Raw genomic sequence first — 15,303 nt, forward strand, 5'->3', positions numbered from 1 at the left:
CTATATAATATTGTAAGAGAATTGGAAAAGTATAGGTATTGTATATAAAAAAGAGGATTTCCCTCAGCTATTAGGAGGATAAACCTCTATAGGGTTGATGAAGTATGCATTATTTTTGCAAGGGTTAATTAAATCGCATTTACCATATAAATGTATGAAGGAATACACTGTAAATTATATGGGGTCGTTATGGGGGAAATTATCTATGAAGAAAAAGAAAAAAAAGCTAAGACAAGATAGTCAATCAGAAGAAGCACCTTTGTATGGGTGTTTTTTTTGTGCTATATAATATTGTAAGAGAATTGGAAAAGTATAGGTATTGTATATAAAAAAGAGGATTTCCCTCAGCTATTAGGAGGATAAACCTCTATAGGGTTGATGAAGTATGCATTATTTTTGCAAGGGTTAATTAAATCGCATTTACCATATAAATGTATGAAGGAATACACTGTAAATTATATGGGGTCGTTATGGGGGAAATTATCTATGAAGAAAAAGAAAAAAAAGCTAAGACAAGATAGTCAATCAGAAGAAGCACCTTTGTATGGGTGTTTTTTTTGTGCTATATAATATTGTAAGAGAATTGGAAAAGTATAGGTATTGTATATAAAAAAGAGGATTTTCCTCAGCTATTAGGAGGATAAACCTCTATAGGGTTGATGAAGTACGCATTATTTTTGCAAGGGTTAATTAAATCACATTTACCATATAAATGTATGAAGGAATACACTGTAAATTATATGGGGTCGTTATGGGGGAAATTATCTATGAAGAAAAAGAAAAAAAGCTAAGACAAGATAGTCAATCAGAAGAAGCACCTTTGTATGGGTGTTTTTTTGTGCTATATAATATTGTAAGAGAATTGGAAAAGTATAGGTATTGTATATAAAAAAGAGGATTTTCCTCAGCTATTAGGAGGATAAACCTCTATAGGGTTGATGAAGTATGCATTATTTTTGCAAGGGTTAATTAAATCACATTTACCATATAAATGTATGAAGGAATACACTGTAAATTATATGGGGTCGTTATGGGGGAAATTATCTATGAAGAAAAAGAAAAAAAGCTAAGACAAGATAGTCAATCAGAAGAAGCACCTTTGTATGGGTGTTTTTTTTGTGCTATATAATATTGTAAGAGAATTGGAAAAGTATAGATATTGTATATAAAAAAGAGGATTTCCCTCAGCTATTAGGAGGATAAACCTCTACATTAACTAGAGAAGAAAGATTATTTTTGTGATGGTTAAAATTTATCATCATTTAGATAAGGTTATTTACATATTTATTATTTATAGAAAAGAACATCTATAGAAAAAAGAACGAAGTTCGTTTAAATTAAAAGTCAGTTCAAAAAACACCTAAACTTAGGTGTTTTTTTGTATATAAAATTGTCGTTTTATATACAAAAAAGAAAAAGAGAGGATTTTCCTCATATATTGTGAGGGAAATCCTCACATTGCTTAAAAAGATAAGAAATACCTTTGCTATGGTTTAATACCAAAGACCTTTTAGTAAGGTTTTTAGATATAAATAAAGCTATAAAATTTATATCGCGTCGTCATAGGGGAAGGGGCTATGAAGAAAAAGAAACCATGCTATATTAAAGTAAAGACAAAAAACGCCTTGACCCAAGGCGTTTTTTTGTATATAAGAATTGAATATCGCTTGAAGGAGTTTGATTGTATAATATTTAAAAGTTGAAAAGGCTATTTTTATATAGTTAATGGGAGTAATTTAAGCTTTTTTCGTTTTCTTTGTTTCAATGGAAAAAAATAACCAAAATTCGATAAACCTTAATAAATATATAAGTAGTACTGGCGTATGCTCTCGTCGTGATGCAGAAAAATTGATTATTGAAGGAAGGGTTTTTATCAATGGAGAAAGAGCAAAATTAGGAAATAGAGTTTTTGATGGAGATCGAGTGACTTTGGATGGGAGGGTGCTGAAGTCGAAGCCTACAACATTGTATATTGCTTTCAATAAGCCGATAGGTATTGTTTGTACTACGGATTCTAAAGAAAGGAAGAATATAGTTCGTTATATCAATCATTCAGAGAGGTTATTTCCAATAGGACGTTTAGATAAACCTTCTCAAGGACTTATTTTTTTGACGAATGATGGAGATATCGTAAATAAAATTTTAAGAGCAGGAAATAATCACGAAAAAGAATATATCGTATCAGTAAATAAAAAAATTACGAGTGACTTTATAAAAAGGATGGGAGGAGGAATCCCTATTCTAGGAACGGTAACTAAAAAATGTAAAGTAATACCGTTAAATGATTTTACTTTTAAGATTATTTTAGTGCAAGGTTTAAACCGTCAAATTCGTAGAATGTGTGAGTATTTAGGATACGAAGTTACAAGATTAAAGCGAGAACGTATTATGAATGTAACTCTTGATAATTTGGCAATAGGAGACTGGAGAGAATTAACAGAAGAGGAGCTAAAGGGAATTAATAAAATGATTGCGACTTCTTCTAAAACAGAAGAAGCTTCAAGAGATGCTCATAAGAAGGTAAAAAAAGCTCCTAAAAAACAAAAAGAGGAAGTAAAGGCAACCCCTTTTAATAAAAAAAGCGCTTCTTTTCGTAAAAACTCGAAAACTTCAAAGAGAAATTCTAAATTTCCTAGAAACAAAAAGAGATAAAACTTTATAAATCTTTATATTCTTCAATTCTTAAATAAACGTATCTTTGCCACCTATGCAATTTGATTTAAAAACAAAAGATCCAAAGAGTAAAGCTCGCGCTGGAGTTATTACAACTGATCATGGCACTATAGAAACTCCTATTTTTATGCCTGTAGGTACTGTTGGAACAGTAAAAGGAGTTCATCAGACGGAATTGAAGAATGAAATTAATCCTGATATAATTTTAGGAAATACTTATCATTTATACCTACGACCGCAAACATCCATCTTAGAGCAAGCAGGAGGCTTACATAAATTTATGAATTGGGATCGCAATATTCTAACGGATAGTGGAGGGTATCAGGTGTACTCTCTTTCTGGAAGAAGAAAAATAAATGAAGAAGGAGTAAAGTTTAAGAGTCATATTGATGGATCGACTCATTTTTTTACGCCAGAATCTGTTATGGAAATTCAACGTTCAATAGGAGCTGATATTATTATGGCTTTTGATGAATGTACCCCTTATCCGTGTGATTATAATTATGCAAAAAGATCCATGCACATGACTCATCGTTGGTTAAAGAGATGTGTAAATCATTTAGAAAAAACACCACTGAAATATGATTATAGTCAAACACTTTTTCCAATAGTTCAAGGGAGTACGTATAAAGATTTGCGTAAGCAGTCAGCAGAATTTATAGCATCGGTGGGTGCTGAAGGAAATGCCATAGGAGGATTGTCGGTTGGAGAACCAGCAGAAGAAATGTATGCGATGACGGAAGTGGTTACTGCAATTTTGCCAGAAGATAAGCCTCGTTATTTAATGGGGGTAGGAACTCCTATAAACATATTAGAAAATATCGCTTTAGGGATAGATATGTTTGATTGTGTGATGCCAACGCGTAATGCTAGAAATGGAATGTTGTTTACGGCTCATGGTACTATCAATATAAAAAATAAGAAGTGGGAAAATGATTTTTCAGCAATTGATGAAATGGGAATTACATTTGTAGATACGTTATATTCTAAAGCTTATTTACGTCATTTATTTGCTTCAAAAGAGTTGCTAGGTAAACAAATAGCTTCTATACATAATTTAGGGTTTTATTTGTGGTTGACAAGAGAAGCAAGAAAACACATTTTAGCAGGAGATTTTGCAGTATGGAAAGATAAAATGGTAAAACAAATGGATAAACGTTTGTAGTTTGAAAATACTTGACTGGTACATATTAAAGCGTTATTTAATGACGTTTTTGTTTACATTATTGATACTGATACCAATTGCTGTAGCAATTGATATCGCGGAAAAAATTGATAAGTTTTTAGGAAATCAGAATTTAACCTTTTTTGAAGTAGTCAATGATTATTACAAGAATTTCATTATATACTATGCAAACACATTTATGCCGTTGGCTTTGTTTATTGCTGTAATTATATTTACATCTAGGCTAGCAAATAATACAGAGATTGTAGCAATAAATAGTTCGCAAATTTCTTTTACACGTTTTTTATACCCTTATTTTTTAGGTGCTACTATGGTTGCTATTGTAGCATTATTGATGAATCATTTTGTGGTTCCAAACAGCAGTAAGGTAAGAAAAAAGTTTGAAAAAACATATCTTAAAAAGAAAAACCATGGAGATAGATCGGTTAGAGAGTTTAGCTTACAGCTTAATGATAGTACTTATATGTTTATTCAAAATTACGATTTGAAAAGGAATACTGGTTATAATTTTTCTACGGAAATTTATGAAGGTATAAAGTTGAAAAGTAAGCTTACCGCTGATAACTTAAATTGGAATCAAAAAGACAGCACATTCAAGTTATTGGGATGGAAAAAACGAAAAGTTTTTAAGAAGAGGGATAGTATTTTTGCAGGAAGTAGTTTAGATACTACCTTTTTGTTTACTCCCAAAGATTTTGCATATAAAACTATTCAAGCGCAAGAAATGCAGTCCAGAGAACTGATAGATTTTATAAAAATCTCTAAGAAAAGAGGGGTGAAAAACTTAAATTCTTATTTAGTAGAACTGTATAAGCGAACAAGTTTGCCTATAGCTTCATATATTTTAACTTTAATAGCGGCCGTATTAGGACATCGAAAGAGAAGAGGAGGAATAGGGTTGAATTTAGCATTAGGAATATCCATAATGTTTATTTATGTTTTCTTTTTAAAAATAGCAGAAGTTTTAGGTGCAGTAGCTGGTGCGAACCCATTATTATATGTGTGGATTCCTAATATGGCATTTGGGATGTTAGCTATTTATTTATATGTTAATGCAAGAAGGTAATAGATTTCATAATTATTTATTATTACATCTTATCGTATTTATATGGGGATTTACTGCTATTTTAGGAGCGTTGATTTCTATTGAAGCAGTACCTCTTGTTTGGTATCGAATGTTATTGGCTGTAGGTTTTATAGTCATATATTTTCTGGTTAAGAGGAAATCGTTGAAAGTAGATAAAAGAGGAGTTGCTAAATTTGTCTTCTCAGGAATTATTATAGCTGTGCATTGGATTACTTTTTTTAAAGCCATAAAAGTATCAAATGTTTCCGTAGCGTTAGTAACAATGAGTACAGGTGCTTTTTTTACTTCTCTGATAGAACCCTTATTTTTTAAACGGAAGGTGAAATTACTAGAAATTTGTCTGGGCTTATTAGTGGTTTTAGGGTTGTATGTAATTTTTAATTTTGAAAGTAGGTACACACTAGGTATTATTTATGCCTTGGTCTCAGCTTTTTTGTCAGCACTATTTTCAGTGTTAAATGGTTTGTATGTAAGAGATTATGATCCAGAATTAATATCATTCTATCAACTGTTTTTTGGGGTTATAGGAATTACATTTTTTTTGCTTTTTACAAATAGTTTTTCAATTGATTTTTTTACCTTATCGAAAGCAGATTGGGGCTATTTGTTTGTTTTGAGTAGTATATGCACAGCTTATGCTTTTATAATATCAGTTCGGGTAATGAAATATTTAACCCCTTATACAGTAATGTTAACAATAAATTTAGAGCCTATATATGCGATTATTCTAGCATTGCTAATTTTTAAAGAAAAAGAGCAAATGGACGTAGGGTTTTATTACGGAGCTTTTATAGTACTATTTGTAGTATTACTAAATGGTATTCTTAAAAATAAAAGATTAGGAGTACAGAAGGAAGAAGATTAATTCTTATCAAAAAAATTATCAAATTAGCAAACCAATACAAATTTTATAGTATGTTTGTCTTTGCGAATGACAAACCAGATTTATATAAAAATCAAATACGAAAACAATGGAATATTTAGATTTTGAACAACCGATAAAAGATTTAGAAGAGCAGTTGGTTAAATGCCAGGCTATTGGAGAAGAGAGTGATGTAGATGTAAGCTCCACTTGTAATAAAATCGAAAAAAAATTAGCAAAAGCTAAAAAAGATATATATAAAAATTTAACGGCTTGGCAGCGCGTTCAATTGTCGCGTCATCCTAATAGACCATATACTTTAGATTATATCAATGCTATTTGTGGAAATACATTCATGGAACTACATGGAGATAGAAGCGTAAAGGATGATAAAGCCATGATTGGAGGTTTAGGGAAAATAGGCGATCAATCATTTATGTTTATAGGCCAACAGAAGGGATATAATACAAAAACACGTCAGTACCGTAATTTTGGTATGGCAAATCCAGAGGGATATAGAAAAGCATTACGCTTGATGAAGATGGCTGAGAAATTTGGGATCCCTGTAGTAACTTTATTAGATACGCCAGGAGCTTATCCAGGATTAGAGGCAGAAGAAAGAGGGCAGGGAGAGGCCATTGCTCGTAATATACTTGAGATGACTCGTTTAAAAACACCGATAATAACAATTGTTATTGGAGAAGGAGCCTCAGGAGGTGCTTTAGGAATTGGCGTTGGAGATAAGGTATATATGATGGAAAATACATGGTATACTGTAATATCACCAGAGTCATGTTCTTCTATTTTATGGCGTAGTTGGGAGTATAAAGAGCAAGCAGCAGAAGCGTTAAAGTTAACTGGAGAGGATATGAAGAAATTAAAGCTGATTGATGCTATTATTGAGGAGCCAATAGGAGGTGCTCATAGAGATAGAGAAGGAGCTTTTAAAGCTGTAGAAAAACAAATTTTGGAAGCTTATGAAGTGCTAAAAGATTTAAATGAAGTAGATTTGGTAGCGAAGCGTATGGATAAATATGCTCAAATGGGGGTGTATAAAGAATAACCCTTTTTTTAAGTAAGAATATAAATAAAAAAGCAACCAAGTAAATTTATTTGGTTGCTTTTTTATTTAAGGTATGTTTAAGTATTTATGCGTTTGTAGTGAAACCCTCCATTTGGGATGTTCCATTACATAATTAACAATAAGAGGAGTCATTTTTTCTTTTTTACTCCACTCAGGTTGGAGAAAGAGCTGACATTTATCTCCTACTTTCTTTGCTTGCTCTTCAGCGAATTTAAAATCGTTTTTATTATGAATTATTATTTTTAATTCATTTGCCCTATTATAGCATTCAGTAGTCGGTAATTTCGTTTTTTTAGGAGATAAACAAAACCAATCCCATTGACCAGAAAAAGCATAGGCACCAGAAGTTTCTATGTGGGTTTTCATCCCTTTGGATTGAAGTTGATTTGTGATATAATCTAGGTTCCACATTAAAGGCTCTCCTCCAGTAATTACTACTGTTTTAGCATATTTTTTTGCATTATTAACAATGATGTCTGTTTCTGTTGGAGGGTGTAAATTAGCATCCCAACTTTCTTTTACATCGCACCAATGACAACCAACGTCACAACCCCCAATTCGTATAAAATAAGCAGCTGTTCCTGTATGTGCCCCTTCTCCTTGAATGGTATAAAATTCTTCCATTAGAGGAAGCATTACACCTTTGTGTATTAACTCTTTTATTTTTAAATCCATTTACTCTTACAGCTATTATATCAGTTTCTAATCTTAATGTATAGAAATAAATCGGCTGCAAAGGTAGTTCTTGAAAGCTTATTTTTAGATAAAAAATCTTTTAAAATGAATTTATTTCTAAAAAAGGAGAAATACAGGTATGAAATCTGTATGTACAATAAAAAAAGTATTAGTGGGGATCTAATACTTTTTTGAGAAGAGAGAAAATGTTAATTATTCCTACCTAACAACTCTACCTTTTTTATTTTTAATACATTGTTACTGTTCTCAGACTTAAAAACCACTTTTATTTGTACTTTACCTGGGTTAGTAACCGTTAAATCTTTAAATATTTTTATGGCATTCCAACAAACGTCAGGAGAACTTCCGATAAGTGTATGATTGATGTTATTGTCATCAATTAAGATATAGTTTCCAACTCCCACAATTTTCCAGTAAACATCAATATATTCATTTTCAGACATATTTCCGTTATTCTCTAAAAGAATGGATAGGTATGTTAAAGGAAAAGCAGTAACATCGATTTCCTCTGACTCCCATTCTAAATCTCCGCCAGTATTAGCAACCTGGAATGAAGGAGCATAAACATTTGCTGCTCTTAGGTTTTTTACGGAAGCAGTTAAAGTTCTACTAAGATCTACATTGTTAGAATTTATTTTCCATTTAGAAAAAGAAGCATCGTAGTCTCCTTGGTTAATTATGGCACCGTTGTCAGTAGTAATACCAGTGTCCGCGGTATATCCAGAAAAGTCTTCAATCCAGATAGTATTAGAAGCAGGGAAAAAATCTGTAGTTTGCGCTTGTGTAGATAGTTGTATTGCTATCATACATATTATTGATAGTATAATTTTTTTCATAATTTGATACAAGAACTATTATTATTTGATGGTTAATTTTTGAGTACTTTGATGAGCGTTATGAGTAGTTGTTTTAACTAAATAAACCCCTGTACTGAAATTGGAAATGTTTATAATATGGTTGTTCTTACTAATGTTGCTTTCAGAGTAAATCAAGCTACCACTAATAGTATAAATTTCTATACGTTCAAATTGCTCTTTACCTTCTAATTTAACGGTATGTTGAGAAGGATTAGGATGCATGGAGAATGAAGCTAAAGTATTTTCCGCAACGTTCAAAGTAGAAGGAACGCCAAATACTCTTACATCATCAAGAATAAAATTTTCTGACACGGAACTATTTCTAAACGTTACTTTAATTTTTAAAGAAGTTGAATTTTCAGGAACTGAAAAATAAATAGTTTGATTTTCAAAATCTCTATCAGGATTACAACTATCACTTATAGAAGTGTTTCCAGTAAGAGTATGATTAGCATCTCCAAGGTTATTCCAATTTTCTATTCGAGTATAATTAACACCATTATCAACACTATAATATACATCTATATAATCACTAGTTTCATGGTTTCCTATTTCTTGGATAAACATATTAACACTAACATTTTTGTGTTTAGAAACATCAATAGATTCAGTAATCCAATTAATGTGACCTCCTTCAGGAGCGGTTATTTCTGTTCCATGAGTATCTTGAACTCTAAAGTGAGGGTCAAAATAAGCATTAGTTCTAAAAACAGCTGCATAATCCGAAAAATTTTGCAGAGAAGCATTAGAAGCATCAATAGTCCATTTAGAAAAAGAATCAGTATAGTCTCCTATGTTGATTGGTTTGTTTGTAGTATTGTCACCGTCGCTTTCACCTTCTACTCCCGAAGGAATTCGGTATCCATTAAAATTTTCTTCCCAAATCAAATTGAACTTTTGCCCAAAGGAAGAATAAGAAATTAGTAGAAGGGTGAAAAATAATAATTTTTTATTCATATTTATTATGTTATAAGATTTAATCAAAGATATAAAAAGAAATTAAAATTAATAATTGCTATATTATTCTGTTTCTATAAATTTACGCTATCTAAAATGTAGCATAATTTTATGGATAAGACTAGAGAAACTTTTTTTAAGGATATCCAAGAAGGATACCAATGCAAAGGCGATTTTATAACATTGGGAGCGGGAATGTTTGGTGAAGAAACGGTAACAAATGCATTGGTTAAGGTACCGCTAAAAATGCTAAATCGTCATGGCTTAATAGCAGGAGCAACGGGTACAGGAAAGACCAAAACGCTACAAGTGTTGGCTGAAAATTTATCAGAAAAAGGAGTTCCTGTATTGTTAATGGATATCAAAGGGGATTTAAGTGGATTAGCGAAACCTAGTTCTGGACACGCTAAAATAGAAGAGCGTCATGAAAAGATAGGAATTCCATTTGAAGCAAAGAAGTTTCCTGTAGAGCTTTTAAGTATCTCAGAGGAAGAAGGCGTTCGTTTAAGAGCAACTGTATCTGAATTTGGCCCAGTCTTATTATCCCGTATTTTAGATTTAACAGATACGCAAACAGGTATTGTAGCAATTATTTTTAAATATTGTGATGACCATAAATTACCATTATTAGATGTAAAAGATTTCAAAAAAATACTTCAATTTATAACCAATGAAGGGAAAGAAGAGATCCGAGCTGAGTACGGTAGCATCTCTACTGCAAGTACGGGAGCTATCCTAAGAAAAGTAATAGAGATAGAGCAACAGGGAGGAAACTTGTTTTTTGGAGAAAAATCTTTTGAGGTTAATGATTTGACGAGAATAGATGAAGAAGGGAAGGGAATCATTTCAATATTGAGATTGACTGATATCCAAGACAAACCAAAATTATTCTCAACCTTTATGCTACAACTTTTAGCAGAGGTATATGATACATTCCCTGAGCAAGGAGATCGTAATCGACCTGAACTAGTTATTTTTATAGATGAGGCACATTTGGTTTTTGACGAAGCTTCAAAAGCTTTATTAAGCCAGATAGAAAGTATTGTAAAATTAATTAGATCGAAAGGTATTGGATTGTATTTTGTAACTCAAAACCCAAAAGATATTCCTGAAGATGTTTTGGCGCAATTGGGTTTAAAGATACAACATGCTTTGAGAGCTTTTACAGCAAAAGACAGAAAAGCGATTAAATTAGCGGCGGAGAATTACCCAGATTCAGCATATTATGAAGTAAGTGAAATATTAACTCAATTAGGAATAGGAGAAGCATTTGTGTCAGTACTAAATGAAAAAGGAATTCCTACTCCATTAGCAAGAACTATGTTGAGAGCGCCAATGAGTAGAATGGATGTACTAACGGAAAAAGAGTTAAAAGAAGTATTGAGAAACTCTAAGTTGACTTCAAAATATAATAAAGAAGTAGATAGAGAAAGTGCTTATGAAATTTTAAATAAAAAAATAGAAGAAGCTTCTAAAATTGAAAAAAAGGAAGAAGAAAGAGTTACGAGAAGTTCTTCTAGCAGAAGCACAAGGCAAAACCCTATAATAAAAGTACTAACTAGTGCAACATTTATAAGGAGTGTGTTTGGTATTTTAAAAAAAGTAATACAAAAATAAATTGGCGGTAAGAACGTTAACATAAAAAACCAATAACTTAAATATGATAAAAAGTAGTTTAAAAATTATAACTTTAGCTTTTATAGCAGTATTATTTGTTCAATGTGGAAATGGAGGAGATTTTGATATAGCGAAAGGAAAAGTGGGAAAATTGACTCCAAAAACGACCATAGAAGAGTTGGAAACCATTTTTGAAAAAGATTCTATTGTTTCTATTTTAAGTGAAGGTGCTAAAGGAAGTAATTATTTTCAAGAAGATGACGAATATTTAATTTTTGAAAAAGGAGGGAAGCATTTATTAACAATTATCCCTAAAGAACAACTAGATCCTAAATCAACCATTAAGAGCATTCAAATATTTGATGATAGGTATAAAACAAAGTCAGGATTAAATATCAATTCAAATTTTCAAGAAATTAATGCGAATAACAAAGTAAGTAAAGTAGAAACTTCTTTTTCTTCAGCAACATTATTTATAGATGATTTAAATGGAACTATTGCAATAGATAAAGAACAATTAGGTTTAAAAGAATTTAGTTTACAGAAAGTAAGTTTGGAGCAAATACCTGATTTAGCAAAAATGAAATCATTTATTATTTGGTTTAACTAAATAGAAGAAATCCGAAGTTTTTATTTCGGATTTTTTTATGATTGAAATCAAGATAACTATATGGAAAAAAAATATACAGTTCAAAAAAAGCCATTTGTAGTTCCTACAACAGATGGAAAATTGATAGAAGAGCACTTTGGAAATGCTAGTGATGGTAATTCGGAAATAAGCATTGCACATATGGTAGCGCCACCAGGTTGGAGTGAACCGTTTCAGCGGCCAGTTTTTGAAGAATATACTTATATTATAAAAGGTAAAAAGCAATTCATTATAAATGGAGAGAGTATTGTTTTATCAGCAGGAGAATCTATCAAAATAGAAAAGAATGTACGTGTACAGTATGCTAACCCATTTGATGAAGAGTGTGAGTATATAGCTATTTGTTTACCAGCTTTTTCTATGGATTTAGTAAATAGAGAGAAAGAGAAATAAATTTAGCTTTATAAAGAAAAAATAGTTAGTAAAATACCTATTAAAATAGCGGTAAATTTTTGAAAGTTAAAGCTATGGTTTTCTGAGCTTTCAAAAAGGATAACCGTAGAAATATGTAAGAAAACACCAATAATTAGAGCTGTTATTTGGGTGTGATAAACTTTAAAAAAGGCAACTTTATGAGCTATGAACATTCCTAACGGACTCATTAAGGCAAAGATTGCTAGAAATAACAACATGGTTCTTTTACTATATTGAGAATGTTGTAAAAAGGAAGTTAGTACAATGGCAATAGGAATTTTGTGGATTACAATTGCCCATAATAAATTATGGTGGTGCTCGTGTACAGGAATTCCTTCTGAAAAGGCATGGATACACAAGCTAACAAATAATAGCCAAGGAAACTGGTTCGTTTTAGAATGTAAATGGATATGCCCGTGTTCAGCTCCTTTGGAAAAAGATTCTAAAATAGATTGTATTAAAATCCCTACCAAAATCAAGATTCCTGTTACTTTAACATCATTGGTGTGTTCATATACTTCTGGAAGTAAATGTAAAATGGTAACAGATAATAAATAAGCGCCGCTAAAAGCAAGTAGCAACCTTGTGAAGTTTCCTTTAGGTTTTACTATTAAAACGATTAAAGAACCTATTAGAACGGATAAAATTAGTAAGATATAACTCATTTAGCAATTAAAATTAAACGATCAGAAGTAGTTGGGTTAAAAGAATGTAGTTCGTAATTGCCAAAAGTATGGACTAACTGTAAATTTGCACTTTTTAAGTATTCTTTCATTTTTTCTAAATTCAAGAATTTTACTTGTTCGGTATAAGAATGTTGCTTTCCTTCTGTAAAAAAAGAGATATGTTTGAAAATAAATCCATTCTTAATTTCTCTCTTTATATGAAAGTCAATATTATCAATTGTTTTTCTCTCCTCCTTTACAAGATTATTTTTAACCTTTTCAACGTTTAAGAAATCAATAACCAACCAACCATTTTTAAGCAACCCATTTTTAAAATTTTTTAAAACGAGAATATCCTCCCGATCTTCTTGAAAATAGCCAAAACTAGTAAATAAATTGAATATAGCATTGTATTTTTTTATAAAAGGCTTACGCATATCATACACTTGAAAATTTAAGGTATTATTTTCAAATTGCTTGGCAAAATCAATACTGTTTTCTGATAAGTCACCTCCAGTAACTTTATACCCTAAACTGTTTAAAAAGACAGCGTGTCGTCCTTTCCCACAAGGTAAGTCCAAAATGTGGCTGCTTTTTTCTAACGGCAAAAAAGCAGTCAAATTTTTCATAAATATCTTAGCATCATCATCATTTCTATGTTTATATAAAATGTGATAATAAGGTGTGTTAAACCAATCTGTAAACCAATCTTTTTTTGAATCCATACGTTAAAAGTCTGCAAAAGTACAGAAATCTTACGATTATATAAATGAAAGATAAAATATTGTTATAGGAATATAAACTGTACTTTTGTAACTTGAATTTTTAAATATATTCTTGTGATACTAAAATCTTGAATCCATTATTTGATCCAAGTTTTTTATATCGAGATATATTCTATAAAACAGAAAGATGAGCAAAGATTTTAAAATGGTAGCTACTACCATGTTTGGCCTAGAAGGAGTGTTGGCAGATGAATTACGAAAGTTAGGAGCACAAGGAGTAAAAGAAGGCGTTAGAAATGTTTCCTTTAGAGGAGATAAAGGTTTCTTATATAAAGCAAATATCGCATTGCGAACAGCTATTAGGATATTAAAACCTATAAAAACATGTAAAATTTTTGATGAAGAAGATTTATACGAAGCCATTCAAAAGATAAAATGGGAGAAGTACTTAGATGCTGAAGGAACTTTTTCTATAGGAGCTGTAGTGAATTCTAAAAATTTCACATCAAATTCGCACTACATAAGTTTAAAGTCGAAAGATGCAATAGCTGACTATTTTAGGCATAAGTATAGTAAAAGACCTAATGTTGATTTGAAATATCCTGATGTTAAGGTACATATACATATACAGAAAGAATGGCTGACAATATCATTGGATTCTTCAGGAGATTCGTTGCATAAAAGAGGGTACAGGAGTGCCACAAACATAGCTCCTATAAACGAAGCGTTAGCAGCGGGGTTGGTGTTACTTTCAGGATATACAGGAGAGGAAAACTTTATTGATCCAATGTGTGGTTCTGGAACTATTTTAATAGAAGCAGCAATGATAGCCAATAATATACCTGCCAATATAAATCGCAAACATTTTGCTTTTGAAAACTGGAAGGATTATGAGGAAGATTTATATTTCATTATTCAAGATGCTTTATTAAAGAAGATAAAAAATTCGCATTTTAAAATAATGGGATTTGATAAAGCACCTTCTGCAGTAGCAAAAGCAAAACAAAATATTATTAATGCAAATTTAGAAGAATTTATAGGAGTGCATCACGTCAACTTTTTTAATTCAAAGAAGGAGGTTTTTGGAAATACAACTATTTTGTTTAATCCACCTTATGGAGAACGTTTAAATATTGATGTGGCGGAGTTTTATAGAAAAATAGGTGATACATTAAAAAATAATTATCCGAACTCAACAACTTGGTTGATAACTTCTGATATTCAAGCATTGAAGCATGTAGGATTGAGAACCTCAAGAAGAATACCTCTAAAGAATGCAGATTTAGATTGTCGTTTTGTACGCTATGATATTTACGAAGGTAGTAGAAAAGCAAGCAAGATAAAGCAAGACTTTTAAGACTGAAAATAAAATTCTAAAAAAGCTCTCTTTAATATAAAATAAGGAGAGCTTTTTAATTTATGTTTTATTGAGTTGTGCTTATTCGTTTACAGAATCACTTAAACCAGCTCCAGCTTTAAACTTAACTACATTTTTAGCAGCAATATTAATTTCGGCTCCTGTTTGTGGATTTCTACCAGTCCTAGCAGCTCTTTGTGATACAGACCAAGTTCCCCATCCAACTAAAGCAACTTTATCACCTTTCTTTAAAGTAGCGGTAATATTATTCGTTAAAGAGTCTAAAGCAGCTTTAGCAGCAGCCTTTGAAATTCCTGCATCAGCAGCCATTGCATCGATTAAATCTGATTTGTTCATAATTAAAATAGATTTTTTTAAAATTAATTAATTGTTTTCTTGCTTAAATAGCTCAACAAATATAGATGGAATAAGGTACTGAGCAAGTTTTAGTTGTGAAAAAAAAGTATTTTGTTA

Annotated in this window: 16 protein-coding genes; 10 read left to right on the top strand and 6 right to left on the bottom strand. The window is 31.2% G+C overall.

Features of this window, described 5'->3' with window-relative positions:
* Positions 1 to 712 precede the first annotated feature (712 nt).
* From MARIT_RS15465 to MARIT_RS06640, 6 genes are all read left to right on the top strand, one after another.
* Positions 713 to 889 carry a hypothetical protein gene (locus MARIT_RS15465; RefSeq protein WP_157926218.1) on the top strand — a complete coding sequence of 59 codons (177 nt, stop codon included), beginning with the start codon at positions 713 to 715 and terminating at the stop codon, positions 887 to 889.
* Positions 890 to 1,764: 875 nt separating this feature from the next.
* The gene (gene rluF / locus MARIT_RS06620; protein WP_100211108.1) at positions 1,765 to 2,652 is read left to right on the top strand and encodes a 23S rRNA pseudouridine(2604) synthase RluF; all 888 of its coding nucleotides are present in this window, start codon (positions 1,765 to 1,767) and stop codon (positions 2,650 to 2,652) included.
* Between the two features lie 55 nt (positions 2,653 to 2,707).
* The gene (gene tgt / locus MARIT_RS06625) at positions 2,708 to 3,838 is read left to right on the top strand and encodes a tRNA guanosine(34) transglycosylase Tgt (RefSeq protein WP_024741834.1); all 1,131 of its coding nucleotides are present in this window, start codon (positions 2,708 to 2,710) and stop codon (positions 3,836 to 3,838) included.
* Between the two features lies 1 nt (position 3,839).
* Positions 3,840 to 4,925 (top strand): LptF/LptG family permease, encoded by a 1,086-nt coding sequence (locus tag MARIT_RS06630; protein ID WP_024741835.1) that lies wholly within the window; start codon positions 3,840 to 3,842, stop codon positions 4,923 to 4,925.
* Positions 4,912 to 5,811 (top strand): DMT family transporter, encoded by a 900-nt coding sequence (locus tag MARIT_RS06635; protein WP_100212010.1) that lies wholly within the window; start codon positions 4,912 to 4,914, stop codon positions 5,809 to 5,811. Before MARIT_RS06630 ends, MARIT_RS06635 begins: the two co-directional genes overlap by 14 nt.
* Before the next feature lie 106 nt (positions 5,812 to 5,917).
* A complete protein-coding gene (locus MARIT_RS06640; RefSeq protein WP_024741837.1) occupies positions 5,918 to 6,871 on the top strand; it encodes an acetyl-CoA carboxylase carboxyltransferase subunit alpha in 954 nt (317 codons plus the stop codon).
* Positions 6,872 to 6,937: 66 nt separating this feature from the next.
* Here the strand turns inward: MARIT_RS06640 and MARIT_RS06645 are convergent, their stop codons facing one another.
* The 3 genes from MARIT_RS06645 to MARIT_RS06655 form a co-directional block, all read right to left on the bottom strand.
* Positions 6,938 to 7,567 carry a 7-carboxy-7-deazaguanine synthase QueE gene (locus MARIT_RS06645; protein WP_024741838.1) on the bottom strand — a complete coding sequence of 210 codons (630 nt, stop codon included), beginning with the start codon at positions 7,565 to 7,567 and terminating at the stop codon, positions 6,938 to 6,940.
* A 209-nt stretch (positions 7,568 to 7,776) separates the two neighbouring features.
* On the bottom strand, positions 7,777 to 8,424 hold the full coding sequence (locus tag MARIT_RS06650) for a hypothetical protein (RefSeq protein ID WP_136438192.1): 648 nt from the start codon (positions 8,422 to 8,424) through the stop codon (positions 7,777 to 7,779).
* 21 nt (positions 8,425 to 8,445) lie between these two features.
* Complete coding sequence (locus MARIT_RS06655) at positions 8,446 to 9,402, bottom strand: T9SS type A sorting domain-containing protein (protein WP_024741840.1); 957 nt, start codon at positions 9,400 to 9,402, stop codon at positions 8,446 to 8,448.
* Positions 9,403 to 9,513: 111 nt separating this feature from the next.
* Here MARIT_RS06655 and MARIT_RS06660 point away from each other — a divergent pair, with 111 nt between their 5' ends.
* Genes MARIT_RS06660 through MARIT_RS06670 form a run of 3 tightly spaced genes read left to right on the top strand, consistent with a single transcriptional unit; the run spans position 9,514 to position 12,061 of the window.
* On the top strand, positions 9,514 to 11,019 hold the full coding sequence (locus MARIT_RS06660) for a helicase HerA-like domain-containing protein (RefSeq protein ID WP_100211109.1): 1,506 nt from the start codon (positions 9,514 to 9,516) through the stop codon (positions 11,017 to 11,019).
* A 43-nt stretch (positions 11,020 to 11,062) separates the two neighbouring features.
* Positions 11,063 to 11,629, top strand: a complete 567-nt coding sequence (locus MARIT_RS06665; RefSeq protein ID WP_024741842.1) for a hypothetical protein — start codon at positions 11,063 to 11,065, stop codon at positions 11,627 to 11,629.
* A 60-nt stretch (positions 11,630 to 11,689) separates the two neighbouring features.
* A complete protein-coding gene (locus MARIT_RS06670; protein ID WP_024741843.1) occupies positions 11,690 to 12,061 on the top strand; it encodes a cupin domain-containing protein in 372 nt (123 codons plus the stop codon).
* A gap of 8 nt (positions 12,062 to 12,069) precedes the next feature.
* On the opposite strand, the gene MARIT_RS06675 is transcribed toward MARIT_RS06670, so the two are convergent.
* Entirely contained in the window at positions 12,070 to 12,747 is a 678-nt protein-coding gene (locus tag MARIT_RS06675; RefSeq protein ID WP_024741844.1) for a ZIP family metal transporter, read from the bottom strand.
* On the bottom strand, positions 12,744 to 13,472 hold the full coding sequence (locus MARIT_RS06680; protein ID WP_100211110.1) for a class I SAM-dependent methyltransferase: 729 nt from the start codon (positions 13,470 to 13,472) through the stop codon (positions 12,744 to 12,746). The genes MARIT_RS06675 and MARIT_RS06680 overlap by 4 nt, the downstream gene beginning before the upstream one ends.
* Positions 13,473 to 13,659: 187 nt before the next feature.
* Between MARIT_RS06680 and MARIT_RS06685 the strand changes: the two genes are divergently transcribed.
* The gene (locus tag MARIT_RS06685) at positions 13,660 to 14,829 is read left to right on the top strand and encodes a THUMP domain-containing class I SAM-dependent RNA methyltransferase (RefSeq protein WP_024741846.1); all 1,170 of its coding nucleotides are present in this window, start codon (positions 13,660 to 13,662) and stop codon (positions 14,827 to 14,829) included.
* Between the two features lie 81 nt (positions 14,830 to 14,910).
* On the opposite strand, the gene MARIT_RS06690 is transcribed toward MARIT_RS06685, so the two are convergent.
* On the bottom strand, positions 14,911 to 15,186 hold the full coding sequence (locus tag MARIT_RS06690) for an HU family DNA-binding protein (protein ID WP_024741847.1): 276 nt from the start codon (positions 15,184 to 15,186) through the stop codon (positions 14,911 to 14,913).
* Positions 15,187 to 15,303: the final 117 nt, after the last annotated feature.

Origin of the sequence: Tenacibaculum maritimum NCIMB 2154, from assembly GCF_900119795.1 — a bacterium.
GTDB classification, from domain to species: Bacteria; Bacteroidota; Bacteroidia; order Flavobacteriales; family Flavobacteriaceae; genus Polaribacter; species Polaribacter maritimus.

What these genes read in the sequence shown, in the direction of transcription:
- MARIT_RS15465 (WP_157926218.1), top strand. Translation starts at nt 713, where the DNA reads ATGTATGAAGGAATACACTGTAAATTATATGGGGTCGTTATGGGGGAA.
- rluF (WP_100211108.1), top strand. Translation starts at nt 1,765, where the DNA reads ATGGAAAAAAATAACCAAAATTCGATAAACCTTAATAAATATATAAGT.
- tgt (WP_024741834.1), top strand. Translation starts at nt 2,708, where the DNA reads ATGCAATTTGATTTAAAAACAAAAGATCCAAAGAGTAAAGCTCGCGCT.
- MARIT_RS06635 (WP_100212010.1), top strand. Translation starts at nt 4,912, where the DNA reads ATGCAAGAAGGTAATAGATTTCATAATTATTTATTATTACATCTTATC.
- MARIT_RS06640 (WP_024741837.1), top strand. Translation starts at nt 5,918, where the DNA reads ATGGAATATTTAGATTTTGAACAACCGATAAAAGATTTAGAAGAGCAG.
- MARIT_RS06645 (WP_024741838.1), bottom strand. Translation starts at nt 7,567, where the DNA reads ATGGATTTAAAAATAAAAGAGTTAATACACAAAGGTGTAATGCTTCCT.
- MARIT_RS06650 (WP_136438192.1), bottom strand. Translation starts at nt 8,424, where the DNA reads ATGAAAAAAATTATACTATCAATAATATGTATGATAGCAATACAACTA.
- MARIT_RS06655 (WP_024741840.1), bottom strand. Translation starts at nt 9,402, where the DNA reads ATGAATAAAAAATTATTATTTTTCACCCTTCTACTAATTTCTTATTCT.
- MARIT_RS06660 (WP_100211109.1), top strand. Translation starts at nt 9,514, where the DNA reads ATGGATAAGACTAGAGAAACTTTTTTTAAGGATATCCAAGAAGGATAC.
- MARIT_RS06665 (WP_024741842.1), top strand. Translation starts at nt 11,063, where the DNA reads ATGATAAAAAGTAGTTTAAAAATTATAACTTTAGCTTTTATAGCAGTA.
- MARIT_RS06670 (WP_024741843.1), top strand. Translation starts at nt 11,690, where the DNA reads ATGGAAAAAAAATATACAGTTCAAAAAAAGCCATTTGTAGTTCCTACA.
- MARIT_RS06675 (WP_024741844.1), bottom strand. Translation starts at nt 12,747, where the DNA reads ATGAGTTATATCTTACTAATTTTATCCGTTCTAATAGGTTCTTTAATC.
- MARIT_RS06680 (WP_100211110.1), bottom strand. Translation starts at nt 13,472, where the DNA reads ATGGATTCAAAAAAAGATTGGTTTACAGATTGGTTTAACACACCTTAT.
- MARIT_RS06685 (WP_024741846.1), top strand. Translation starts at nt 13,660, where the DNA reads ATGAGCAAAGATTTTAAAATGGTAGCTACTACCATGTTTGGCCTAGAA.
- MARIT_RS06690 (WP_024741847.1), bottom strand. Translation starts at nt 15,186, where the DNA reads ATGAACAAATCAGATTTAATCGATGCAATGGCTGCTGATGCAGGAATT.